This is a genomic window from Myxococcus hansupus (assembly GCF_000280925.3).
Classification (GTDB): Bacteria; Myxococcota; Myxococcia; order Myxococcales; family Myxococcaceae; genus Myxococcus; species Myxococcus hansupus.
Genome location: NZ_CP012109.1, coordinates 4,843,824 through 4,867,554, shown reverse-complemented (window position 1 = coordinate 4,867,554; position 23,731 = coordinate 4,843,824). Strand labels below are relative to the sequence as shown.

At 69.5% G+C, this 23,731-nt stretch carries 18 protein-coding genes; 8 read left to right on the top strand and 10 right to left on the bottom strand.

Features of this window, described 5'->3' with window-relative positions:
* Positions 1-65: 65 nt before the first annotated feature.
* Positions 66-716: a recombination-associated protein RdgC gene (gene rdgC / locus A176_RS18680; RefSeq protein WP_021781608.1), complete on the top strand. Its 651-nt coding sequence runs from the start codon at positions 66-68 to the stop codon at positions 714-716.
* Positions 703-1,392 carry a hypothetical protein gene (locus A176_RS18675; protein ID WP_002640528.1) on the top strand — a complete coding sequence of 230 codons (690 nt, stop codon included), beginning with the start codon at positions 703-705 and terminating at the stop codon, positions 1,390-1,392. Before rdgC ends, A176_RS18675 begins: the two co-directional genes overlap by 14 nt.
* Positions 1,393-1,411: 19 nt before the next feature.
* Here A176_RS18675 and A176_RS18670 read toward each other — a convergent pair whose 3' ends face one another.
* Together A176_RS18670 and A176_RS18665 are read right to left on the bottom strand one after the other, a co-directional pair.
* Positions 1,412-2,107, bottom strand: a complete 696-nt coding sequence (locus A176_RS18670; RefSeq protein ID WP_002640527.1) for a TVP38/TMEM64 family protein — start codon at positions 2,105-2,107, stop codon at positions 1,412-1,414.
* Entirely contained in the window at positions 2,100-2,525 is a 426-nt protein-coding gene (locus A176_RS18665; protein WP_002640526.1) for a GAF domain-containing protein, read from the bottom strand. The genes A176_RS18670 and A176_RS18665 overlap by 8 nt, the downstream gene beginning before the upstream one ends.
* Positions 2,526-2,772: 247 nt before the next feature.
* On the opposite strand from A176_RS18665, the gene A176_RS18660 reads away from it, so the two are divergent.
* The gene (locus A176_RS18660) at positions 2,773-4,986 is read left to right on the top strand and encodes a hybrid sensor histidine kinase/response regulator (RefSeq protein ID WP_002640525.1); all 2,214 of its coding nucleotides are present in this window, start codon (positions 2,773-2,775) and stop codon (positions 4,984-4,986) included.
* Here the strand turns inward: A176_RS18660 and A176_RS18655 are convergent.
* Positions 4,962-5,357, bottom strand: coding sequence for a hypothetical protein (locus tag A176_RS18655; RefSeq protein ID WP_002640524.1), 396 nt, complete (start codon positions 5,355-5,357; stop codon positions 4,962-4,964). The genes A176_RS18660 and A176_RS18655 overlap by 25 nt on opposite strands.
* Before the next feature lie 284 nt (positions 5,358-5,641).
* Between A176_RS18655 and A176_RS18650 the strand changes: the two genes are divergently transcribed.
* Positions 5,642-7,933 (top strand): PQQ-dependent sugar dehydrogenase, encoded by a 2,292-nt coding sequence (locus A176_RS18650; RefSeq protein ID WP_002640523.1) that lies wholly within the window; start codon positions 5,642-5,644, stop codon positions 7,931-7,933.
* A gap of 48 nt (positions 7,934-7,981) precedes the next feature.
* Here A176_RS18650 and A176_RS18645 read toward each other — a convergent pair whose 3' ends face one another.
* Positions 7,982-9,265: an endonuclease/exonuclease/phosphatase family protein gene (locus tag A176_RS18645; RefSeq protein ID WP_002640522.1), complete on the bottom strand. Its 1,284-nt coding sequence runs from the start codon at positions 9,263-9,265 to the stop codon at positions 7,982-7,984.
* Between the two features lie 178 nt (positions 9,266-9,443).
* Here A176_RS18645 and A176_RS18640 point away from each other — a divergent pair, with 178 nt between their 5' ends.
* Positions 9,444-10,247 carry a tetratricopeptide repeat protein gene (locus A176_RS18640; RefSeq protein ID WP_002640521.1) on the top strand — a complete coding sequence of 268 codons (804 nt, stop codon included), beginning with the start codon at positions 9,444-9,446 and terminating at the stop codon, positions 10,245-10,247.
* Between the two features lie 3 nt (positions 10,248-10,250).
* Here the strand turns inward: A176_RS18640 and A176_RS18635 are convergent, their stop codons facing one another.
* A complete protein-coding gene (locus A176_RS18635) occupies positions 10,251-11,042 on the bottom strand; it encodes a class I SAM-dependent methyltransferase (RefSeq protein WP_002640520.1) in 792 nt (263 codons plus the stop codon).
* 93 nt (positions 11,043-11,135) lie between these two features.
* On the opposite strand from A176_RS18635, the gene A176_RS18630 reads away from it, so the two are divergent.
* Entirely contained in the window at positions 11,136-12,179 is a 1,044-nt protein-coding gene (locus A176_RS18630; RefSeq protein ID WP_002640519.1) for an AraC family transcriptional regulator, read from the top strand.
* 132 nt (positions 12,180-12,311) lie between these two features.
* Here the strand turns inward: A176_RS18630 and xdhB are convergent, their stop codons facing one another.
* From xdhB to A176_RS18610, 4 genes are all read right to left on the bottom strand, one after another.
* Entirely contained in the window at positions 12,312-16,133 is a 3,822-nt protein-coding gene (gene xdhB, locus A176_RS18625; RefSeq protein ID WP_044891022.1) for a xanthine dehydrogenase molybdopterin binding subunit, read from the bottom strand.
* Positions 16,130-16,981 (bottom strand): xanthine dehydrogenase accessory protein XdhC, encoded by an 852-nt coding sequence (gene xdhC / locus A176_RS18620; RefSeq protein ID WP_002640517.1) that lies wholly within the window; start codon positions 16,979-16,981, stop codon positions 16,130-16,132. Before xdhC ends, xdhB begins: the two co-directional genes overlap by 4 nt.
* Before the next feature lie 62 nt (positions 16,982-17,043).
* On the bottom strand, positions 17,044-18,156 hold the full coding sequence (locus A176_RS18615; RefSeq protein ID WP_044891033.1) for a spore photoproduct lyase family protein: 1,113 nt from the start codon (positions 18,154-18,156) through the stop codon (positions 17,044-17,046).
* Between the two features lie 163 nt (positions 18,157-18,319).
* Positions 18,320-19,690: a DUF418 domain-containing protein gene (locus tag A176_RS18610; protein WP_226993913.1), complete on the bottom strand. Its 1,371-nt coding sequence runs from the start codon at positions 19,688-19,690 to the stop codon at positions 18,320-18,322.
* A 183-nt stretch (positions 19,691-19,873) separates the two neighbouring features.
* Between A176_RS18610 and A176_RS40025 the strand changes: the two genes are divergently transcribed.
* Positions 19,874-20,452 carry a hypothetical protein gene (locus tag A176_RS40025; protein WP_049872335.1) on the top strand — a complete coding sequence of 193 codons (579 nt, stop codon included), beginning with the start codon at positions 19,874-19,876 and terminating at the stop codon, positions 20,450-20,452.
* 26 nt (positions 20,453-20,478) lie between these two features.
* Here A176_RS40025 and tal read toward each other — a convergent pair whose 3' ends face one another.
* Positions 20,479-21,603 (bottom strand): transaldolase, encoded by a 1,125-nt coding sequence (tal, locus tag A176_RS18600; RefSeq protein WP_002640513.1) that lies wholly within the window; start codon positions 21,601-21,603, stop codon positions 20,479-20,481.
* Between the two features lie 172 nt (positions 21,604-21,775).
* Between tal and A176_RS18595 the strand changes: the two genes are divergently transcribed.
* Positions 21,776-23,704: a transketolase gene (locus A176_RS18595; RefSeq protein ID WP_226994401.1), complete on the top strand. Its 1,929-nt coding sequence runs from the start codon at positions 21,776-21,778 to the stop codon at positions 23,702-23,704.
* Positions 23,705-23,731: the final 27 nt, after the last annotated feature.

The following is a 23,731-nucleotide window of genomic DNA, read 5'->3' as shown; positions in this document are numbered from 1 at the left end:
GGTGCCTGTCTGCCACACCGAGTGCCTTGACGGCACGCCGCTCGACCCCCATCCTGCCGCGCCCCATGCCTGTCCTTCGTGGTGCTGTCACGTTGTCGCGCTTCCGGGTCGAACCGGCGAAGGAAGCGCCCTCGGATGTCAAACGCTGGCTGACGCGCGGCCTCAAGGCCCACGCGTTCGAGCCCATCGACCGTAACTCCGAAGAGGAGCGCGGCGTGGGCTTCGTGGAGCTCGAGAACGAGGAGTCCAGCGAGTTCCCCGCCGGCCGTCTCTACTATGGCGAGTACGCCCTGTTCGCCTTCCGCATCGACACCATCAAGGTGCCGGCGGCGGCGCTCAAGGCCGAGCTGACCAAGTGGGCCTCCGCCTTCGAAAAGGAGAACGGCCGCCCGCCCAGCCGTGGCGAGAAGACGCAGAGCCGCGGCGAAATCCGCACGATGCTGCGCAAGCGCGCCACGCCCCGCACGACGACGGTGGACGTGAGCTGGAACCTGAAGACGCAGCAGGTGCAGATCTGGTCCGCGTCGCGCAAGGTGGTGGACGAAATCACCGTCGCGCTGGAAGGCGGGCTGAACGTGAACTTCTTCGGCATGACGCCGGCGGCCATGGCGCAGGCGGCGGGCATCGACGAGTCCGCGCTGGGTCCCACCGCGGAGCTGATTGGCATGGACCTGCCGGCGACGGCTTCGGACGAGGTGGCACATGGCGAGGCGTGAAGAGGCGCGGGCCGAAGCGGCCTTCATGCGGGGCGACGTCGGCGTGGACGGCGGCGCCACCGAGGAGCAGCAGGACGAGGCCGAGGTCGAAAAGGGCAAAGCGCGCGAGCAGCTCCTGCGCGGCCGCGCCTACCTGGGCCGTGAGTTCCTCACGTGGCTGCTGTGGCGCACCGAGGAAGGTGGCGCGCTCGTGGAGGTGGAGGGCGAAGGCGTCAGCGTGCTCTTCATGGGCCGCGTGGTGCTGCGGGGCATCTCGGGTGACGTCACGGAGATGAGCGCCAAGGGCACGTTGGCGCCGTACTCGCAGCAGGTGAAGCACTCGCTGGACCGGGGCCTGCTCGTGGCTCAGGCGCGGCTGCGCTTCACGCACGGCGAGAAGGAGTTCGAGGCCACGGTCGACTCCGAGTTCCTCGACATCCGCGCGGGCAAGCTGCCGGCGCTGATGAGCGAGGAAGAGGATGACCAGCTCTCCGAGCGCCTCTTCCTGATGGAGCAGATGGCCGCCATGGTGGACGCGCTGGTCAACGCCTACCTGGTGATTCGCGCGGGCAAGACGTGGAGCAAGACGGTGGTGCCCGCGATGAAGGAGTGGATGCGCGGCGACGAGCAGGGCAACACCGCGCTCGCCAAGGCCGCCCGCGCCAAGGGCCGCGACGCCCGTTCCGCGCGCGGCTGAGTCCCAGGCCAGCGCGCTCTCACGCGTCGGGATGCGGCGGTGTCCGCCGCCGCACCCAGGCCAGAGCGAGCCCTGGCAGCAGCACCATGCCCGCGAAGAGCAGCAGGAACGACTCCAGCTCCGCGGCGCTGGCACCCAGCGCCGCGTACGTCACCGACACGCCCAGGTTCGCCAGGGCGCTGGTGATGAAGAAGGCCCGTGGGGCCATGCGGCTGGTGCCCGCGAAGAGCACGGACGTCTCCGCCAGCACCGGCACGGCGCGGAACACGAGCAGGAACCAGGGCCCCATCCGTTCGGCCGCGCGCGCCAGCCGGGTGACCTCCGCGCCGCCTGCCATGCGCCGCAGCGCCGCTGTTCCCGCCCTGGCGCCGAGCAGGTAGCCGCTCAGGCAGCCGGCCATCATGCCCAGCCATGACGTCGCGGCGCCGCCCCAGAAGCCCAGCAGGGCCCCGGCCGCGGTGCCCACCAGGCTGGAGGGCACGGGCAGCACGACGTCCCCCGCGAGCAGGCCGCCCAGCAGCAGCGCCACCTGCCAGGAGGGGGGACGCGCGGCGAGGAAGTGCTGGGCCGCGGACTCCAGGCTGGCCCCGAAGAGGGCGAAGGGCACCAGGACCCCGGCGAGCAGCAGACCGCAAAAGGCCGTCCATCCAGAGATGGCGCGCCCGGAGGGACGGCTCGCCGCCGTGACGGACAGCCCGTGCGTGGGCTCAGCCATCCGCGAGCGGCAGCCGGGCCGCCGCCGCCATCAGCGACTTCTCACGGTCGATGGCCAGCGCGCCTTCCTCGGTGAAGGCGATGCCCACCACCGCGCGGACCCGGCCCGTCGCGTCGAGCACGGGCAGCGCCACGGCCGCGCGAGCATCCACGGCCTTCGCGCCCGGCTTGATGTCCGGGGACGTCTCCTCCTTGAGGTTGCACGTCTGCACGGGCGCCTTGCGCACCTGGGCGAGCCCGGCCATTCCCTTGCCGTGCGGCACGTGCTGGACGGCCGACATCAGGGGCGGCGGGATGTTGAGCGCCGCGACGAGGAAGAGGTCGTCTCCTTGTTGGAGATGCACGGTGCCGGCGGTGGCGCCGTGCTCGCTGGCGAAGGACTCCAGCCACGACTGATACGGCGTGTTTGGTTCGCTCATGGCGCTCGCGACTGTGCGCCCCCGTTTCTCCCGCAGTCAACGCGACCTCCCCGTGGAGCCCTCACGGCGGGCGGGCATCCATCCTCCAGCAGACGGTCGGCCGCCGTGCGCGGAGCACTGTTCATTGTTCGTCAATCCAGTGTACTGGGGGGCACCCGGTCCTGACGCCCGGGCACGATGGGACGGTGATGCTTCATCGGGAGGTTGCCGACCGTCCCTTGCACGATTTCCTTCGGGTGCCCGGTCGATGAAGTCGCGTTCACTTCGCTTCTACCTGGGGTTGCTCGCGCTGGGGCTGCTCGTGCCGTTGGTGCTCTTCGCCGCGGGCGTGGTGAGTCGCTTCGCGGACTCCCAACGGGAGGCCCGGGCCCAGGGCATGCGTGAGACGGCCCGCGCGCTGGCGCTCGTGGTGGAGCGGGAGCTGGGCCAGTCCGTGCGGGCGCTGGAGGTGTTGTCTCACTCCGCGCCATTGGCCCAGGGCGACTTGAAAACCTTCTACGCCACCTGCCAATCGGTGGTGCGCACGCAGGAGCCTTGGGGTTCGCTCTCCTTGCTGGATGTGGAGGGGCGGACGATCTTCACCACGGACCAGCCCTTCGGCACCGACCTGACCGCGCAGGTGGATGACCGGCCCTACGTGCGCGAGGTGGTCGCGACGGGGCAGGCGACCATCTCCGATTTTCCGTACCAGCGCCTCCATGGCCCGCCCACCGTGGTGGTGGCGATGCCGGTGCGGCGCCAGGGCGTGCTCTCCGGGGTGCTGGTGGCCTCGTACTCCATGCAGCACTTCGACCGGCTCTGGGATGAGCAGCGCATCCCGCAGGACTGGGTGGGCACGCTGGTGGACGAGGACGGCATCATCCTCTCGCGCAGCCGCGCCCGCGCGCGCTACGTCGGCACGAAGGCGCGCGCCGAATACATCGAGAAGATTCGCGCTGGCCGGGAGGGTTTCTTCGCGTCGCGGACCGTGGACGGGATGAAGTCCTACGCGGCCTTCGCGCGCTTGCAGTTGGTGCCGTGGACGGTGTCGTTCTCAGGGCCCCGCGAGGTGTTCAAGGCGTCGGTGAATCAATCCCTGGTCGCGCTGCTCATCGCAGGGGCCGGGTGTTGCGTCATCGCCGCCGCCTGGGCCACCTGGGCGGGGCGCCGCATCACCCATCCGCTCCGAGACCTGGCCCGCGCGGCCCGCGAGCGGCCGGACTCACCGGATGCCTTCACCAGCGTGGGGGCCACGGGCATCTCCGAGCTGGAAGACCTGCGGGCGACGCTCGCGCTCACGGCGGCCATGGTGACGGAGCGGGAGGAGGCACTTCGCACGAAGATGACCGAGGCGGAGGCGGCCAACCGCGCGAAGGACCAGTTCCTCGCCATGTTGGGCCACGAGCTTCGAAATCCGCTGTCCGCCATCACCCATGGCGTGAAGGTGCTGGCGGTGACGGAAGACGCGGCCAGCCGTGAGCGGACACGGGCGCTGGTGGAGCGTCAGTCCTTTCACCTGGCCCGGCTGGTGGATGACCTGCTCGACGTGGAGCGCGTGAGCAGTGGACGCATCCTGCTGCAGAAGGGCGCCATGGACCTGGCGGAGTGCGTGCGGCGCGCTGTCGCGGCGCTGGAGTCCTCCGGGAAGACGCAGGCGCACCGCGTGGAGCTGGACGTCACGCCGGCCTGGCTCCAGGGCGACCCGAGCCGCCTGGAGCAGGTCGCCTCCAACCTGGTGTCCAACGCGCTCAAGTACACGCCGCCGGGAGGCCTCGTCCGGGTGGTGACCCGCGAGGAGTCTGGCCAGGTGGTGCTCGAGGTCTCCGACACCGGTGACGGGCTGTCATTGGAGCTCCAGGAGCGGGTGTTCGAGCTCTTCTTCCAGGCGGAGCGCACCCTGGACCGTGCCCAGGGCGGCCTGGGCATTGGCCTGACGTTGGTGAAGCGGCTGGTGGAGCTGCACGGCGGAACGGTGCGGGCGCGAAGTGAAGGGGTGTCGAAGGGCAGCACCTTCACGGTGCGGTTGCCTCGGGGGCACGTCGAACAGACGCCCGCGCCCGCGGTGTCCGCGCCGGAAGCCTCCACCGGGCGCCATGTGCTGCTGGTGGATGACCACGAGGACAGCCGTCTGCTCGTCCGGGAGTTGTTGGAGCTGGAGGGGCACACCGTCAGCGAGGCCGCGGATGGCCCCTCGGGCCTCCAGACGGCGCGTTCGCTGCGGCCCGACATCGTCCTGCTCGACATCGGACTGCCGGGGATGGACGGCTACGAGGTGGCCCGGGCGCTGCGTGGCACGGAGGAGGGGCGGGGCCTGGTGCTCATCGCGGTGACGGGGTACGGCCTGGAAGAGGACCGGCGCAAGGCCCTGGACGCCGGCTTCGACGAGCACCTGGTGAAGCCGGTGGACCTCACGCGCTTGCGCGAGCTGCTTCAGCTTCCGCTGCCCGCGCACCGCGCTCAGTTCACGAAGCCCGGACAGTAGAGCTGCGCGGGCTGGCAGAGCTGCATCACGCGCGAAGGCTCGGAGAAGGTTTGCTGCCGGGCCTGGATGTAACACCCCGCGGGGTCCTCGTCGGGCGCGGTGAACTGGCAGAGCTGGACGGATTGGCTCTGACTCAGCGAGCCCTCATCCTGGACGCGCAGGAAGCAGTCGGCGGGTGACGCGGAGCGGGCGCCCCGGCAGAGCTGCGTGGCCATGGAGTCGTCCAGCCCGCCGTCCATGGCGCGCTGGTAGCACGACACCTGGGGCGCGGTGTCCTGGGCGGCCGCCGCCGCAGTCAACGGCGCGGCGCTGAAGGCGACGGTGAGGACCGCGCGAGCCCACGGGCGAAGAATCCCTCTGCCTGTCTTCATGGAGCCTCCTTTCCGAGCAATCTAGGTGCCCGCGCGCGGTGAGGCCGGCCCCCGATTGCCGGTCCGCCTCGGGACGGAGCAGGGGAGTAAGCCCCCGCCGTGTCGCCCTGTTCACTCGCGTGAGTGTCCGCTGCCGCGGCGTGTCCATGCCGCGACGTCCCAGGAACGAGCCTCCGCCCACTTCACGACGCCAGGCGCGTACGCGGTCCGGCATTCGGCAGACCCGACTCCGACGGGAGAACAGGGCCCTGGCTTCCGGCCCTGCCTCTGACCACCGCATCGCCATGAAACAACGACATCCATCACTGCCGATACTGCTGAGCCTGCTGGTGCTCGCGTTAAGCCTGCTCGGCATCTCCCTCGCATGTCCGGGTGCCTCGGATGGGTCTGGGCCCGGGGATGGAAACGAAATCATCGACCCCACGAGCGACGCGGGGACGGGCGCGGAGGGCGATGGGGGCACGCCGCCGTCGTCAGACGCGGACGGCCCGGATGCGCAGGCGCTCTTCGGGATGGACGCGCGGCCCGCCAACCCCACGTGTGTCGCGCCCCCTCGGCCCGCGGACCCCACGGGGGTGAACATCGAGCGCGCCTTTCCGGAGCTGAGCTTCTCCCAGCCCGTGTTCGCGCTCCAGGCGCCGGGCGACAACCGCCGCATCTATGTGGTGGAGCGGGGCGGCCAGGTGCGCTGGTTCGATCCGAGCGCGGCTCCACCCGTGAACTCGGTGTTCATCGACGTCGCTGCCCGGGTGAACGCGGAGTACGACGAAACGGGTCTGCTGGGCATGGCCTTCCACCCGGCGTTCGCCACCAATGGCGAGGTGTTCCTCTCCTACGTGGGGCCCACCGAGATGGGAGGGCTGCGCTCGTCCATCGTCCGCTTCCGCAGCCTGGATGGTGGCGCCACGCTGGATCCGGCGAGCGCGGAGGTGGTGCTCGAACAGGACCAGTCCTTCTCGACGCACAAGGGCGGACACCTCGCGTTCGGTCCGGACGGCTTTCTCTACTTCGCCTTCGGTGATGGCGGCGGGCGCATCGACCCGAACCGGACGTCGCAGAACCCCAACGAGCTCTTGGGGAAGATGCTGCGGCTGGATGTGAACGGCGTGCGGCCCTACGCCATCCCGCCCACCAATCCGTACGCGACGGCGGGCGGCCGGAAGGAAATCTACGCCACTGGCTTCCGCAACCCGTGGCGCTGGAGCTTCGACCGGAGCACCGGCGCCCTGTGGCTGGGGGACGTGGGCGAGAAGCTCCAGGAGGAGATCAACCGCGTCGAGCTGGGCGGCAACTACGGGTGGAGCATCCTGGAGGGCACCGAATGCGTGCGCGGTGGTTGTGACGCCCCGGGGCTGACGCCTCCCGTGGCCACCTACGGCCGAGGCGAGGGCGTCTCCGTCACGGGCGGCTACGTGTACCGGGGGACCGCGGTGCCAGCGCTCGTGGGGCGGTACGTCTTCGGTGACTTCGGTTCGGGCCGCGTCTGGTCGCTGCCAGGGGATGCCGTGCCGGGCGGCGGCGCGAAGCCGGAGGTGCTCTTCACCACCGCGCTCAGCATCTCCTCCTTCGCGGAGATGAACGACGGTGAGCTCTTCGTGTTGGACTTCGCGGGTGGTGGCCTGCACCGCATCATCCCCACCTTGCCCGCGGCGCCGGGCAGCGAGGCCTTCCCCACGCTGTTGTCCGCCACCGGCTGCGCGAACCCGGCGGACGTGAAGCTGCCGGCGGCGGGCCTCATCCCGTATGACGTGAATGCCCCGCTGTGGTCGGACGGCGCGCAGAAGGAGCGCTTCATGGGCGTCCCGGATGGCACGTCGATGACGGTGGGGCCGGAGGGCGTGCTGGATGCGCCCAACGGCACGGTGGCCGTGAAGACCTTCCTCCTGGGCGGGCGCCGGGTGGAGACGCGGCTCTTCATGCGCCACCCGGACGGGGTCTGGGCGGGTTACTCGTACGAGTGGAACGACGCGGGCACGGACGCGGTGCTGCTGGACGCGGGCAAGTCGAAGCTGGTGGGGACGCAGACCTGGACCTTCCCCAGCCGGGGCGAGTGCATGCAGTGCCACAACGCCACCGCGGGCTTCGTGCTGGGGCTGGAGGTCGCGCAGCTCAACCGGGACTTCGAATACCCGGGCGCGCGGCTGGCGCCGCAGCTCGCGACGCTGGCGCACATCGGCGTGCTGACGCTCCCCGGGCCCGTGGAGCAGTTGCCCCGCATGCCCACGTATGGCGGCCCCGAGCCCGTGGAGGCGCGCGCGAAGGCCTACCTCCACGCGAACTGCGCCGTCTGCCACCGGCCCAACGGCCTGGGGCGCGGCGAGTCGGACCTGCGCTTCTCCACGCCGGTGGCCGGGATGAAGGTCTGCGGCCTGGCTCCGCAGCAAGGGGAGCTGGGCGTGGAGGGGGCCATGCTCATCGCGCCGGGTGACCCGTCGAAGTCGGTGCTCGCGCGGCGCATGCACTCGCTGTCGACGACGCGCATGCCGCCCCTGGCCTCGGCCATCAAGGACACGGAGGGCACGGCGCTCATGGACGCGTGGATTACGTCGATGCCGGCGTGTCCCGCGGGTCCCTGAGCCGAGACGGACGGGCCTGGCCCCAGCGGAGGGGCCAGGCCTTTCACGTCAGGAAGGGCGCTGCGGGGTGTTGGCGGCGGGCTTGCCGTCCTTCGCTCCGGGGCTGCGCACGTCGTAGTGGGCAATCACGGGTTGATGGTCCGAGGACTCGGTGCTTCGGTCCACCTCGAAGAGGCGGGGCACCAGTCCCGGGCTGGCGTACAGGTTGTCGAAGCGCTTGCCCGTCGCGGGCACCACGCCGTTTTCGTCAGGCAGCGACGTGAGGGTGGCGCTGTCGGCGATATCCTGGAGCCGCAGCCAGTGTTCGCTGCCACGCTTCACCTTGCCGGAGCGCAGCTCGGCGCAGGCCTGCTTCGGTGTCATCAGCACGCCGTCCGGCAGCCGCACCTGGGCGGTGGTGGCGTGCGCGATGGTCTCCGGCAGGCCCTCTTCCAGCACGTGCAACTCATGGCGCAGCCGGGGGTCGGCGATGTTGCCCACGCCCCGGTCCCCTACGCTGGCGTGGGGTTCTCCGTAGCGCACCTCGTACTCCTCCACCGTGTCGGTGTCGTCGTACGTCCGCAGGTGCGCCATCAACCACGAGCCACCCGTCTTGATGGCGGTGTTGGCGTTGAAGTCCCCCAGCACCACCGCGTGGATGACCTCGCGTTGGTGCAACAGCGCGTTGAGCTGCCGGAGGTTGAGCGCGTTGATGCTGGAGTCTCCCAACGTGTGGTGCACGTTGTAGAGGACGACGGGGTGCCCCTCCACCTCCAGCCGCACGAAGAGCGCGCCGCGGTCCTCGGGAATCTCGCAGGGGTCTCCCCCGCGCCGCATGATGGCGGCGTCCCGCTCCGCGTCGGGGATGTCGTACGTGAAGTGCGCCGCGTCCACGAGCGGGTGGCGGGTGAGGAAGGCCTTGCCGTTCAGCAGCCGGCTGCCGGGGCCACCGTCATGGCCTTGATAGGCCAGGTGGAAGCCGTAGCGCTCCGCCAGGAGCACCGAAATGGGGACGTTGGCCTCCTGGAGGCCAATCACGTCCGGCATCCGGCCCTGGGCCTCGAGTTCGTCGAAGTAGGCCAGCAGCGCCTCCCGGCGTTGTCCGCCGAGCAGGATGTTGTAGGTCATCACCGAGAGCCCGGGGCCGCGGGGTGCGCGCGCCGACGGGTGACGAACGAGGACTGTTCGGCCGTCGCCGAGCGCCCGTTCCGTCCGGGGCAGGCTCACGGCGGCGAAGTCCGGCAAGGTGACGGTCGTTTCTCGCCGCGGCAGCGTCTCGTCCTGTCCGTGGGCCATGCGACCGAGCAGGGGGCCGACCCCCGGCAGGTGCTCCAGCATCTCCGGGACCTTCATCGAAACCCCCCGTCTTCTTGATAGGCAACTGGCGCCACGGATCCTCCTTCTTCCCCAAGGTCTGTGCTCCCCCTCCCCATGGCCAGGGGGCACACTGGGAATAGAGGGCTGGCCGGGCTGTCCCGTCCGTTCGGAGGGCAGGCAGCCATCCGAGCCTGCTTGTGGTTGAATACCGGACATGCGGCGACTGGCAGTCCTGGTGTTGATGACCCCTCTCTTCGTGGCCTGCGCGACCTCGCAGGCCCTTCCTCGGGGCACGGCTTGCGACCGAGGCCAGCTCTGGGCGTGCAACGAGTGGGGCGATCAACTCCTGCAGGATGGAGACCGGAGCCAGGCCGAGGATGCCTTCGTGCGCGCGTGTGACGGGGGCTCGGAGCGAGGCTGCCTGGCGCTGGGGCGGTTGCGCATCGCGGACGGGAACCTGGCCGGCGCGGAGGCGCCGCTCGTCACCGTGTATGAGAACGACAGCGAGGAGGGCGCCCTGGCGCTCGCGGAGTTGTACGAGGCGCGCGGCGGTCCCGACCACGCGCGGGCCGCGGCGAAGCTGCGCCATGAGGCGCCGGCGCTCGACAAGCCGCCCTTCGACTTCGCCATGCAGTACCGCATTGGCGCGTGGCGGCCCACGGCGGACCTCGCCCTCAACATCCAGCCCATGGCCTTCCTGGACCGGCGGCTCAGCATCGGGACGAACCTGGCCTATACGAGCCTGGGCGTCTCCGAGTGGAACGGCTTCGTGGGCTATCAGCACTTCGCGAGGTCCTGGCTGGTGCCCTACGGCCGCGTGATGATGGGCACGGCGACCCGTTACTCCCGCGACCCTGGCTTCAACGTGGGCGCGGAGGTGGGCGCCAAGCTGGCCTGGAGCTACATTGGCCACGTCAACGTCGCCGCGGGCATGTCCCAGGCGAGCGGCGGGTACATGTCCGTGGGCGTGGGCCTCAACGGCATCTTCGTGCTCCTGGCCCTGCTGCACGTGCGTTGAGCCTCAGCGCTGGGGCCGGCCGAGCACGTAGGTGATGGCGGGCTTCCCGGGCGCCTTCGCCTCGCCCACCTCCCACCGGTAGCCGTCGCGCGCGAGCGAGTCCGTCATCCGCCGCAGCTCGTCGGGTTGGTGGGTGCGCAGCGCGGACACCAGCCCGTCCCAGAAGATGATGAGGGGGGCCACCGGGAGCACGTACGTCAGCAGCAGGCGCATCGGCGTCAGCGGCCTGACCATCGGCGTGAAGATGAGCACCAGCAGCGGCACCAGCAGCATGGACAGGATGGCCGGGGGCGTGCGGCGGACCGTCTCGAACGCGGCGATGGGAACGCCCCGGGCCTGCGCGTCGGCGAGCACGGCGCGGGCCTCATCGGGCCGGAAGTGGTGCAGGGCGTTGAAGAGCGTGCGCATGCCCCGCAGGTCCGCGGGCACCTGGAGCGCGTCCACCGAGCGCTCCTGGTAGTCGACGCCCTCCGCCCGCGCCCGTTCGGCGGCCTGGGTGTTGGGGAACTTGTCGGTGAGCATCACGCGCGCGTCGATGCCGTGCTTCTCCGCGAGCAGCTTGCGCAGTCTCGGCAGGGGGCCCCGGCCGCCCGAGCCCAGGTCCACCAGCTCCGGGCCCTGCGCGCTCAGGAGGCCTCGCGCCAGGATTTCCGTGGCGGCGTCGAACATGCCCATGCGCGTGCTGATGGTGTGGAGGTAGTCGGTGGCCAAGTCCCGCAGCGCGTTGGGAAACCAGTCCTGGTCGGTGAACTCGAAGAGGTGCAGTCGGGGAAGCAGTGAGGGCGTGTCGTCCATGGACCGAGCGTGCAAGCCCTTCGGTGTCCGCGCACTGACGGCTGGCGACAGAACGGCTTGCCGCGCGCGCCAGCCCACCATTAGCGTCGGGACGTGGTGAAGCCGACGGAGTCCTCCCTCCATGAACCCGCGTTGTCCGCCCGGCTGGCGCGTCAGGCGCTCCGGCTCGCGGGGACGCTGGGGCTTCCCGTCGAGGCGCTGTGCCGCGAGGCGGGCTTTCGGGAGGAGGACCTCGACGACCCGGAGCTGCGGATTCCCTATGCCGCGCTGGACGGCCTGCTGGAGCGGGCCGAGGCCTTGTCCGGCGACGCCAACCTGGGCCTGCACATTGCCCGCGTGGACCTGGTGGACCTGGATGACCCGGCCACCTTTGTCGTCCTCACCAGCGCGACGCTCCACGACGCCATGGTGCGCGGCTGTCGCTACCAGCGCGTCTGGGGAGACGGGGAGCGCTTCCAGATGGAGGAACTGGAGGGCGGTGTCCGGATGCGCTTCACGCCCGTGGGCGCCCCGCGTCCCGCGCACCGGCACCTCGTCGAGGCGGCGCTCGTGCAGTTCGCCACCGGCGTGCGGGCCTTCACCGGCGTGGACGTGCGGCCGCTGTGCGTCCGCTTCCGGCATGAAGCACCCCCGGACCTCCGCGAGCACGAAGCCCTCTTCGGCTGTCCCCTGGAGTTCGGCGCGGCCTTCAGCGCCATCGACTTCTCCCACGAGGCCGCCCAGCGGCCCTTCGTTCACGCGGATGCGTTGCTCAACACCATGTTCGAGCGTCAGGCGCAGCGGGTGTTGGAGCGCCTGCCCGCTGGTGTGATGACTGTCAGCGAACGCGTCCGGGAGCAAGTGGGGCGCGCGTTGGCGGGAGGCGACTTCTCCTTCGTGGCCGTCGCCCGGGCGCTGCGCCAACCTCCGCGCACGCTCCAGCGGCGGCTGGCGGCGGAGGGGCAGAGCTACGCGGCCATCGTCGAAGCCCTGCGCCGTGAGCTGTCCGCGTCATACCTCCAGCGGCGGATGTCCATCGCCGAAGTCTCCTTCCTCCTCGGCTACGCGGACCCGGTGGCGTTCCACCGGGCCTTCAAGCGCTGGTGGGGCACCAGCCCAGAGGGCTACCGGCGGGAGCGCCTCCAGGCCTCGCGGTGACATATGTATGTCACGCCGACTCGAGGCCACCTTCACTGGCGCCGGGTGACAGGCGCTTGGCGACATATGTCACGCCGCCTCGCGGCCGCCCTCCCTGGCGCCGGGTGATAGGCGCTTGGTGACATACATATGTCACGCTGCCTCGCGTCCGTCCTCGCGGGCGCCGCGTGACAGGCGCTTCTGGATGGCGAGGAACAGTGCCTCGTGCGTGGCGGGGGACGCCAGCGCGACGCCGCCGCCCGCCTGACCGAAGGCCCCCACTGCATCGCGCAGCGCCTCGCGCGCGGACATGGCGAGCATGAGCGGCGGCTCGCCCACGGCCTTACTTCCATGAATGGTGTTGTGCTGGTGCGCGCGCTCCAGCAGCCGGACCCGGAAGTCGATGGGCGCGTCGCTGAAGGCGGGCACCGCGTAGGTGCTGGCCGAGTGCGTCAGCAGCCGGCCATTCGCATCCCAGCGCAGCTCCTCGCCCGTGAGCCAGCCCAGACCCTGGACGAAGCCACCTTCAATCTGCCCACGGTCCACGCCGGGGTTGAGCGAGTCGCCCACGTCTTCCAACAGGTCCACGCGCAGCACGCGCTTGACGCCCGTGTGGCCGTCCACCTCCACCTCGCACACGGACGCGCCGTAGGCGAAGTAGAGGAAGGGGCGCCCGCGGCCCTTGGCCTTGTCGTAGCCGATGCCCGGCGTCTGGTAGTAGCCCGTCGCGGAGAGGCCCACGCGCGCCAGGTAGGCGGCCTCCACCACGTTGGCGAAGGGCAGGGACACCTCGGGCTCGCCCCGCAGCCCCACCTTGCCCTCGCTGAAGAGCAAGGCCTCCGGAGCCACCGTGCGCCCGTGACGGTCCGCCAGCAGTCGCACCGCCACCGGCGCCAACCGCTCGCGCAGGGTGATGCAGGCCAGTCGCACCGCGGCGCCGTTCAAGTCCGAGCCACTGGAGGCCGCGGTGGCGGAGGTGTTGGGCACCTTGTCCGTCGCCGTCTTCGCGATGCGCACCGCGCTGGCCTCGACGCCCAGCTCACGCATGGCCACGCCCTGCACCTTCGTGTGCAGGCCCTGGCCCATCTCCGTTCCGCCGTGCGACACCATCACCGAACCGTCGCGGTACAGGTGCACCAGCGCGCCAGCCTGGTTGAGAAAGGTGGCGGTGAAGGAGATGCCGAACTTCATGGGGGTGATGGCGAGCCCCCGCTTGATGAACGGCGACCTGGCGTTGAAGGCGTCCACCTCCGCGCGCCGCTGCTCGAAGTCCGACGTGCGCTTCAGCTCCTCCCACACGCGGTGGATGCGCTCGTCCTCCAGCTCCTGTCCGTAGTGCGTGGTGTTCGTCTCACCGGTGCCCCGGTAGAGGTTGCGCTCGCGCACCACGTCCGCGGGAACGCCCACGCTCCGGGCCACGTGCGCGAGGACCTCCTCCGTCACCAGCATCCCCTGTGGGCCGCCGAAGCCGCGGAAGGCGGTGTTGGAGACCAGGTGTGTCTTCGCCACCCGGCCGGTGTAGGTCAGCGCCGGCACGTAGTACGCGTTGTCCAGGTGGAACAGCGCGCGGTCGGTGATGGACTCGGACAGGTCCAGGGACCATCCGCCGTTGGACACCAACTGCACGCGCAGGGCCAGCAGCTTGCCCTCGTCATCGAAGCCCACTTCGTAGGCCGCATGGAACGGGTGGCGCTTGCCCGTCACCACCATGTCCACGTCGCGGTCCATCATCCACCGCGTCGGGCGCCCGGTGTGCCACGAGGCCAGCGCGACCAGCGCGGCGGGCGAGTTGCCCTGCGTCTCCTTGCCACCGAAGCCGCCGCCCATGCGCGGCGACTTCACCACCACGCGGCTGCGCGGCAGGTGCAGCACGTGCGAGATGATGGCCTGCACCTCGGACGGGTGCTGCGTCGAGGAGACCACGGTGATGTCGCCGTCATCCCCGCGTTCGGCGAAGGCGGCCTGGGTCTCCAGGTAGAAGTGCTCCTGGCCGCCAATGGCCATCGTTCCGGACAGACGGTGGGGGCTGCTGGCCAGCGCCGCGTCCACGTCGCCCCGGCGGATGACGTGCGGCTCGGTGTGGTAGCTGCCCTGCGCCATCGCGTCCTCGACGGTGAGGATGGCGGGCAGGGGCTCGTACTCCACCTCCACGGCGCGAGCGCCCGCGCGGCAGGCCTCCACGGACTCGCCCACCACCAGCGCGACAATCTGCCCGTGGAACAGCACCTCGCGGTCGGCCAGCAGCGGCTCGTCGTGGCGGATGGGGCCGGTGTCATTCGTGCCGGGGATGTCCTCGGCCATGAGCACCCGCACCACGCCGGGAACCTTGCGCGCCGCGGTCGGGTCCCGCTTGAGGATGCGGGCGTGGGCATGGGGCGCGCACACCGGCCAGACCTCCAGCATGGGCTGCCGCTGCGCCAGGTCGTCCACGTACCGCGCGCTCCCCGTCACGTGGCCCATCGCGCTTTCGTGCCGCAGCGCACGGCCCGCGTCGGCGGGGACCTGCGCGTCTCCCTTTTCGAAGCCCGGCGCGGCGTCCAGCACGGGGCTGTAGGTGCCAGCGAAGAACTTCTCGAACAGGCCGGCCACCAGACCGCGACGGTACTCGGCGCTGCCGCGCTGGTCGCTGATGGGCGTGATTTCCTCCGCGAGCACCGGCAGCACCTGGTCCACCGTCTCTCGCGTCCAGGGCTGGCCCGTGAGCGCCGCTTCCGCACGCACCGCGCGCACCGGCGTGGCCGCGACGCCGCCGTAGCCCAGCCGCGCCAGACTCACCACGCCATGGGCGTCCAGCTCCACGCGGAAGCCCGCGGCGACGATGCTGATGTCCAGCTCGCGGCGCTTGGACACCTTGAAGGAGTCGGACAGCCGCTGTCCGCGCTCGGGTACCGCGGGATGGGGAATGACGATGTGGCGGACGACCTCGTCGGCCTGGAGCGCCGTCTTCCGGTAGGCGAGGAAGAACTCCGACAGCGCCACCGTGCGCTCGCCCCGGACCGAGCCCAGCACGAGCCGCGCATCCAGCGCGAGCAGCACCGGCGCCATGTCACCAATGGGCGAGGCCGTCACCAGGTTGCCGGCCAGGGTGGCGCGCTGGCGAATCTGCCGCGAGGCGAAGACGTTGAGCATCTTCGTCACCTCGGGCAGCGCGTCACCCAGCGCCTCCTCCAGCGCCACCAGCGACGCCGCGCCGCCCACATACCAGCAGTCCTTCTCGCGGCGCACCTCGCGCAGGGACTCCACGCCCTCGGTGGAGATGAGGAAGGGGAAGCGGCGGGCCTTCTTGGTGATGTCCACGCCCAGCTCGGTGGCGCCCGCGACCAGGTGCGCCTCGGGGTGCCGGGCGCGCAAATCGAGCAGCTCTTTCCACGAGGTGGGCCGCAGAAACGTCTGTCCGGTGGCCTCGTAGTGCAGCGCGGACAGGGGCTCGGCCGGACCTCCGAGCGGCGCGGAGGGAATCGCGGTGGCGGGGGACGCGTCCGCGTCGCGCTCGGCCAGCGCCTCCATCATCGCGTCGCGGATGGGGCGGTAGCCGGTGCAGCGGCAGAGGTTGCCACACAACTGGTCCGCCACCGACGACGGGGTACAGACGTCCTTGCGCGAATACCCCTCCGCCATGGAGACGATGAAGCCCGGCGTGCAGAAGCCGCACTGCGAACCGTAGTGCTTCACCATGGCCTGCTGCACGGGGTGGGGCTTCTCGCTGCTGCCCACGCCTTCCACCGTCACCAGCTCGCGGCCGGCCACCATGGGCACCAGGGCGATGCAGGCGTTGAAGGCGCGCAGACAGCGGTTGCCCTGGGCATCCCGGTCCACCAGCGCCACGGTGCACGCGCCGCAGTCACCCTCGGCGCAGCCTTGCTTGGTCCCCGTGAGGCCTCGGTTGCGCAGGAAGTCGAGCAGCGTGGTGTTGGGGGAGACGCCGTCGACGCGGACCGTCGCGCCATTGAGCCGGAACTCGAACATGTTGCTCATTCTCCTGAGGAGACCCCGCGCAGGCGGGGCGTCTCCGAGGCCGGTGCCTCGGCGGAAGTGTCAGTGTCCGCACCCGGGGCGTTGGCGCCCTGGTGGTGGAGTTGGAGGAGCCCCGCGGCGATGCTCACCGCGACTTCCTGGGGCGACTTGCCACCAATCTCCAGGCCCATGGGACAGCGCACGCGGGCCAACTGGGCCGCGGTGGCGCCCCGGGCTTCCAGCCGCTGCCGGAAGCGGGCCCACTTCGTGTTGCTGCCGATGAGGCCCACGTAGCGCGCGGGCTTCTCCAGGGCGAAGGCGATGATGTCCTGGTCCACGTCGTGCCGGTGCGTCATCACCGCGACGTACGTGCGGCGCGCGTCCCAGACGGCGCGGGAGGCGAAGGTGTCCCAGCCGTCTCCATGGCGGATGACGGAGGCGGGGATGCGCTCGCCCTGGAGCCACTCCGGGCGCTCGTCCACGAGGTGGACCTGAAAAGGGGTGCCGTCCAGCGTGCGGCACAGGGCCTGGCCCACGTGGCCGGCACCGAAGAGGTACAGGCGCGGGCCGTGATTCACGGGCTCCACGAAGACATCCACCACGCCGCCGCAGCATTGGCCGAGCTTCGAGCCCAGCGGATACCGGTACGCACGGGGTTCCCCTTTCTCCAGGCAGGCGCGGGCGTCCGCCAGGACGAGCTGCTCCAGGTGTCCTCCACCGACGGTGCCGTGGAACGTCCCATCCGCGCGCACGAGCAGCTTCGCGCCGGGCTCGGCGGGGGTACTTCCCTGACACACCGTCACGGTCGCCACGGCGAACGGAACATCGTCCCGCGACCACTCCGCCAGTTGGCGGACCCAATCCCACATGGTCCGGTCGAGTCTGCCACAGCCCGGGCCGACTCCGTCACACCCCTGACACGGGGGACGGCTCAAAACGCGTAGCGCACCCGGCAGTAGGGCAGGCGGCGGGCCATCAATTCCTGGAATTCGGCCACCAGCCGGCCCTTGAGGCCGGTGCGGTAGCGCACGTTGTGGCCTCCGCCCTGGGACACCTTGGCCTCCTGGGTGTCCGGCGTCCAGAGCAGGGACTCGGCCTTGGGGTGCCAGCGCAGGTTCACCTCGTGGAGGCCCGCGTGGTGGGTGAGGAAGATGACCTCCGCGGCGAGCTGCGCCTTGGCGGCGGGGCCCATGGCCGCGTCCACCTGTTGGAACAGCGCGTCGTACTCCTCCTGCCAGCCCTCGTAGACGACGACCGGGGAGAAGTTGAGGTGGACCTCGTATCCGGCGGCCACGAAGTCGTCGATGGCGGCAAGGCGCTCGGCGATGGGGCTGGTGCGCACGTCGAGCAGCTTCGCCTTGGCGGCGGGCATCAGGCTGAAGCGGATGCGCGTCTTGCCCTTGGGGGCGTAGGTGAGCAGCTCGCGGTTCACCCACTTGGTGGCGAAGGTGCCCATGGCGTTGGGCAGCGTGGTGAACAGGCGCACCAGGTCGCGCACGTTGTCGCTGAGCGCGGCGTCCGCGGCGCAGTCGCTGTTGCAGCCGATGTCATAGGCCCAGTAGCGCGGGTCCACGCTGTTGGGCTCCGTCTTGGGCCCCAGCCGTCGCGCGTGGCGGCGGATGGACGCCAGGATGCGGTCGATGTTGACGAAGACGGTGACGGGGTTGGCGAAGCCCTTGTGGCGGGGCACGTAGCAGTAGGCGCAGCTCATGACGCAGCCGTTGGCGGCGGACGGCGGGATGAAGTCACAGCTTCGGCCATTGGGCGTGAAGGACATCGTCTTCTTCACGCCCAGCACCAGCGTGCTGCCCTTGATGCGGTTCCACGCCTCCGCGTTGCCTTCGTTGCCGAACAGGCCGGGGATGCCCTGGTGCGACGCCACGGGGATGCGCTCCGCGTCCGGGAAGCGCGCGAGAATCTCCCGGCCTCGCAGGTGCTCCTCGACACCCGTCTCCACGTAGAGGCGGGACACTTTCAACAGCCGGTCCAGCGGGCCCGGCTCGGACGAGGGTGGGGCCGGCGGAAACAGGTCCAGGTTCGACATGGGCTGTTTGATGCTCACCACGCGCGCGGGAGGAAAGTCCAGGGGGCGATCGGGGGAACATCGGGCCGGGTCGATGTGTGCACCGCGACGAAGGTCGCTGACAATCGGGCCGTGAAGTACCGCTTCTCATAGGACTTGGCGCCGCGCTGGCCTCCCCATGCCCTCACGCCGCCATGGGCGAGGGGGGACTGTCCGACGAGGAGCGCCGCATAGGCTGCGCCTTCCCGTACGTCAGCGAGCGCCACACCCACTCCACGGGCCCGAAGCGGAAGCGCGCCAGCCACAGGTGGCTCCACAGGACCTGGACGCAGAAGATGCTCAGGCAGAAGACCACGCACGCGAAGGGGCCGTGCTTGCTCACCTGACCCAAGCCGAAGCCGTAGAAGACGAGCAGGCTGATGACCGTTTGGGACAGGTAGTTCGTCAGCGCCATGCGGCCCGCGGGGGCGAGGACGCTCAGCACCCGCTGCCAGACCGTGCGCTGGAAGAGCAGGGTGATGCACGCCACATAGGCGGCGGCGAACCCTATCTGCGCCAGGTTGCGCAGCGGAGCCAACACGTAGGGAATCCACAGCGGCAGCGTCTCCGGCGTGTAGACCTTGAAGCGCATGAGCAGGTGGACCGTCAATCCCGCGCTGCTGCCCACCACGCCCGCCACGAGCCCCCAGCCCAGCATGCGGCGGAAGAGTCGCAGATGGCGGGACACGTCGTGGAAGATGCGTTGCTGACCGGCCCAGAGCCCGAGCACGAACCGGCCCAGGGTGGACAGGCTGGAGACGGCGATCATCGGCAGGAAGTCGGCGATGTAGTAGCGCGCGTTCTGAATCACCACGTTCAGCCAGCTCCCCTGGGTGATGACCGCCAGGAGCTCCGCCTGATTCGCCAGGCTGCGTTCACGCGCCGCCTTCATGATGGCGGCTCCCGCCTCGGGGGTGTCCGCCAGGATTCGAGGCAGGCGGATGATGACGATCTGGATGATGGGCCAGACGAAGCAAAGCGCCGCCGCGACAATGAGCAACGTCCGAGCGGAGCGCCGCCTCAGCAGCAACAGGCCAAAGCCCATGACGGCATAGGAGGCAAGGATGTCGCCATACCAGAGCAGGAACAGGTGCATCAGCCCGATGCCGAACAGCACGACGAGCCGCCGGGCGTAGAGGGGGGCGATGGACGCGCCCCGCGCCTCCGCGCGGCCGAGCTGCACCGCGAAGCCCAGGCCGAAGAGGAAGGCGAACAGGGTGATGAATTTCCCGGAGACGAGAATCTCGTAGGCGTACTGGGTGATGGAATCCAGCAGCGGGGCCGCTTTGTCCGCGGCCTCGGCTACTTCGGGAGGGCGGAACACCCGTCCGCTGAACCACATCATTACATTGGAGACGAAGACCCCGAGCAGCGCGAAGCCGCGCAAAGCATCGAGGAGTTCCAATCGCTCACTGGCATCCACCGGACGGGCTTCGGCGGGCGCCGCTTGAACCGCGGAATCGGAGGCAGGGACCATGGTGACGGGAAAACGCCACAGCCGTGTTCCGATTGCCATGCGTCATATTGGGAATGATTATGTTTTGGCGTCCCAGGATCGGACAGTCCGCGCCGTTCTCCCGGGAGCGGACACGCCAATCCCAACCTCGCACGCGCGAATTGGACTTCGCCGCGTCTGTGCTTTGGGCTCGGTCTCCTGCCAACGCTTGGATGCGGACGTCCGCGAAGGCATGCTCTCGCCATGTCTCCTCGGCTCATCTCGTCCAAGCCCGACTGTACCTCGTCACTCGAACGACTGCGCACGGAACTCGCGCAGACGGTCGCCTGGTGTGAGGCACGGGCCCGCGACCAAGCCCCTCGCGAGAGCCTGCGCGGGCTTCCTGACCCAGTGGATATCGAGGCATGGGGTCGACTTGGGCTCAGCCCGGCCAACCTCGTGTGGGCGACCCAAGGCGTCCGCTACAAGACGTTGAAGGGCTCAAGGCTTGAGGTCCCCGCCATAGAGTGGGGGACTCTGCCGGGCCGCCTCCTCGTCTTCTTCCCCGACGAAGAGGCCGCGGATGGCGGAGCGGAGGCCCAGACTGGCGGTTACTTCGACGTTCACAACACGCCACCGTGGGACACGTGGGTTGGGTACTTCGACGACCTTCACGAGACGCCGACCGGCCCGATGATACGAAGTTACCTCCTCGCCTATGTGCCCGCGGTCTTCGTCCCGCATGTAGGACGGGGCATTTCCGTGGACCCCGAGGAATGCATCCAGTGGTTGGAGGACTCGGACACCGCGCTCGCGACGCTCGTGAAACAGCTGGTGCCCTGACCCAAGGGGGAGCGAGGCGCCCTTCGCTATGAGGTCTTCTTCAGCTTCTCACCCACCGCGGCGAGTAGCTGGTCGAAGGACTCCTCGAACAGGCGGACGCCATCCCGCGCCAGCTCTTCGGTGACGCTCTTCATGGAGATGCCGGCCGTCTCCAACTGGCGCATGGTCGCCTCCGCGCCGGGGAGGTCCTCTTCCAGGCTCGCCCGCACCTTGCCATGGTCTCGGAAGGCATCGATGGTCGCGGGGGGCAGGGTGTTCACCGTGTCGCGGCCGATGAGCTCCTCCACGTAGAGCACATCCCTCAACTTCGGGCTCTTGGTGCTGGTGCTCGCCCAGAGGACGCGCTGCACCTTCGCGCCCTTCGCCTCGAGCGCCTTCCATCGCGCGCCACTGAAGACCTCCTTGTACGTTCGGTACGCCAGCTTCGCGTTGGCGATGGCGACTTTGCCGCTCAGGTCCTCCAGCGCCTTTTTCTGGTCGGGCGTGGCGCCTGCCTTCAGCTTCTTCTCAATCTCCTTGTCCACCAAGGCGTCGATGCGGCTGACAAAGAATGACGCCACGCTGGCGACGCGGCTCACATCTCCTCCGGACGCGGCCAGCTTCTCCAGTCCGGCCACATAGGCCTCAGCGATCTGCTTGTAGCGCGCTTGGCTGAAGAGCAGCGTCACGTTGACGTTGATGCCCTCGGCGGTGAGCTGTTCGAACGCCGGGACGCCGGCCTCCGTGCCCGGGACCTTGATCATCACGTTGGGCCTGTCGAGCGTCTTCCACAGCCGCCGTGCCTCCTCCTGCGTGGCCTTCGTGTCGAGCGCCAGCCGAGGGGACACCTCCAGCGATGCATAGCCGTCCTGTCCCTTCGTCGCGTCGTACACCCCGCGAAGGAGGTCCGCCGCGCCTTGGACGTCGCGCACCGCCAGTTGCTCGTACAAGTCATTGCCGGAGAGGCCCCGACCCTTCGCCGCGTCGAAGAGGTCCTGGTAGTCGTCGCTGCCAGACACCGCCTTCTGGAAGATGGTCGGGTTGGAGGTCAGGCCCGTGAGTCCATCCTCTTCGATGAACTTCTTCAGCGTGCCCTTCGTGATGTAGCTGCGCTGGAGGTTGTCCACCCAGATGGATTGGCCGAACTCAGCGAGCTTTCGCAGCGGATTCATGGATTCTCCCGGCGAGGGCGCGAGGCACCCGAATGGCGTTCCCTAACAGTGTCCACGCTCCGCCGCTCGCGCCCGGCCGAGCGGGCGGGCCCTCGCGGTTTCCGCCCGGGCGCAGGGCCAGCGAGTTGGACCGCTTCTCCTCTGCGGGCGCCGTCAACACCGTACCCAGGGCATTCCTGTCCCAGAGACCTCGGAGAGCGACACGATGACGGCGACCTTGGCGGACCTCGCGGCGCAACTGCGCATCGACAGCATCCGTTGCACGACGGCGGCGGGCTCGGGCCACCCCAGCTCGTCCATGTCCGCGGCGGACATCGTCGCCGTGCTCTTCGAGAAGTACCTGCGCTTCGACTTCCAACGGCCGCATGCGCGGAACAACGACCGCTTCGTGCTCTCCAAGGGACACGCCTGCCCGGTCCTCTACTCCGCCTTCAAGGCGGCTGGCGCCATCGATGACCGGGAATTGCTCTCCCTCCGCAAGTTGGGAAGCCGGTTGGAGGGACACCCGAATCCGCACGTGTTGCCGCTCGTGGATGTGGCGACGGGCTCATTGGGGCAGGGCCTGGCCATCGGCGTGGGCATGGCGCTCACCGCGCGCATGGACGGGCTGCCCTTCCGCACCTACGTGCTGATGGGCGACAGCGAGACCGCCGAGGGCTCCGTGTGGGAGGCGTTCGACAAGGCCAGTCACTACCAATTGGACAACCTCTGCGCGGTCATCGACGTGAATCGACTGGGGCAGAGCCGGGAGACGGAGCTGGGCTGGAACGTGGAGGCCTATGTGGCCCGAGCCCGTGCGTTCGGTTGGCATGCCATCGCGCTGGACGGCCATGACCTGAACGCCATCGACCGCGCCTTCGCAGAGGCACAGGCGAAGAAGGGCCAGCCGACCTGTCTCGTCTGCAAGACGGAGAAGGGGCGTGGCTACTCGCTCATCGCCAACAAGGATGGTTGGCACGGCAAGCCGCTTCCAGAGGACAAGGCCCGGGAGGCCATTGGCGAACTCGGAGGGGAGCGGAACGTCCGCATCCAGGTGGCGAAGCCGGACGCGGTGAAGGGGGCGCGTCAGGACGCGGCGGCGGCGCTGACGCTGCCCACGTACGAAGCCGGGGAGAAGGTGGCGACGCGCAAGGCGTATGGCGACGCGCTCCTGGCGCTGGGCAACGCGCGTCCGGACGTGGTGGCGCTGGACGCGGAGGTGTCCAACTCCACGTATTCGGACGAGTTCCACAAGGCGCACCCGAAGCGCTATTTCGAGATGTTCATCGCGGAGCAGAACATGGTGTCCACCGCGGTGGGCATGGCGGTGCTGGGAAAGAAGGCCTTCGTCAGCACCTTCGCGGCCTTCCTGTCGCGCGCGTATGACCAGATTCGCATGGCGGCCGTCTCCAACGCGACGATTCACCTGTGCGGCAGCCACGCGGGTGTGTCCATTGGCGAGGACGGTCCTTCGCAGATGGGATTGGAGGACCTGTCGATGATGCGCGCGGTGAGCGGAAGCACGGTGCTCTATCCGAGCGACGCGAACCAGACGGCGAAGCTGTTGGCGCAGGTGATGGAGTGCCAGGGCATCACCTACCTGCGCACCACGCGCGAGAAGACGCCGGTGCTTTACCCCGCCACGGAGGCGTTCCCTATTGGAGGCAGCAAGGTGTTGCGGCACTCCGGCGACGACGTGGCGACCGTGGTGGCCGCGGGCATCACGTTGCACGAGGCACTGAAGGCGTATGAACAGATGAAGCGGGAGGGGCTCACGGTGCGTGTCATCGACCTCTACTCGGTGAAGCCCGTGGACATGAAGACGCTCCACAAGGCCGCGCGCGAGACGCATGGCCGGCTGGTGGTGGTGGAGGACCACTGGGCCGAGGGCGGGCTGACGGATGCGGTGCTGGAGGCCTTCATGGGCGAGCGCGAGCGGCTGCCCACGGTAGTTCGCCTGGCCGTGACGAAGATGCCCGGCTCTGGAAAGCCCGCGGAGTTGCTGAGCGCCGCCGGCATCGACGCCGAGCACATCGTGGAATGCGTCACGTCGCTGGTGGAGGGCTCGCCGCGCGGAGCGGCGCGTGGTGGGACGCCGGAGTGGGGCCACACACACGCGTAGCCCGGCGAGGTGGGGCCCCACACGTGG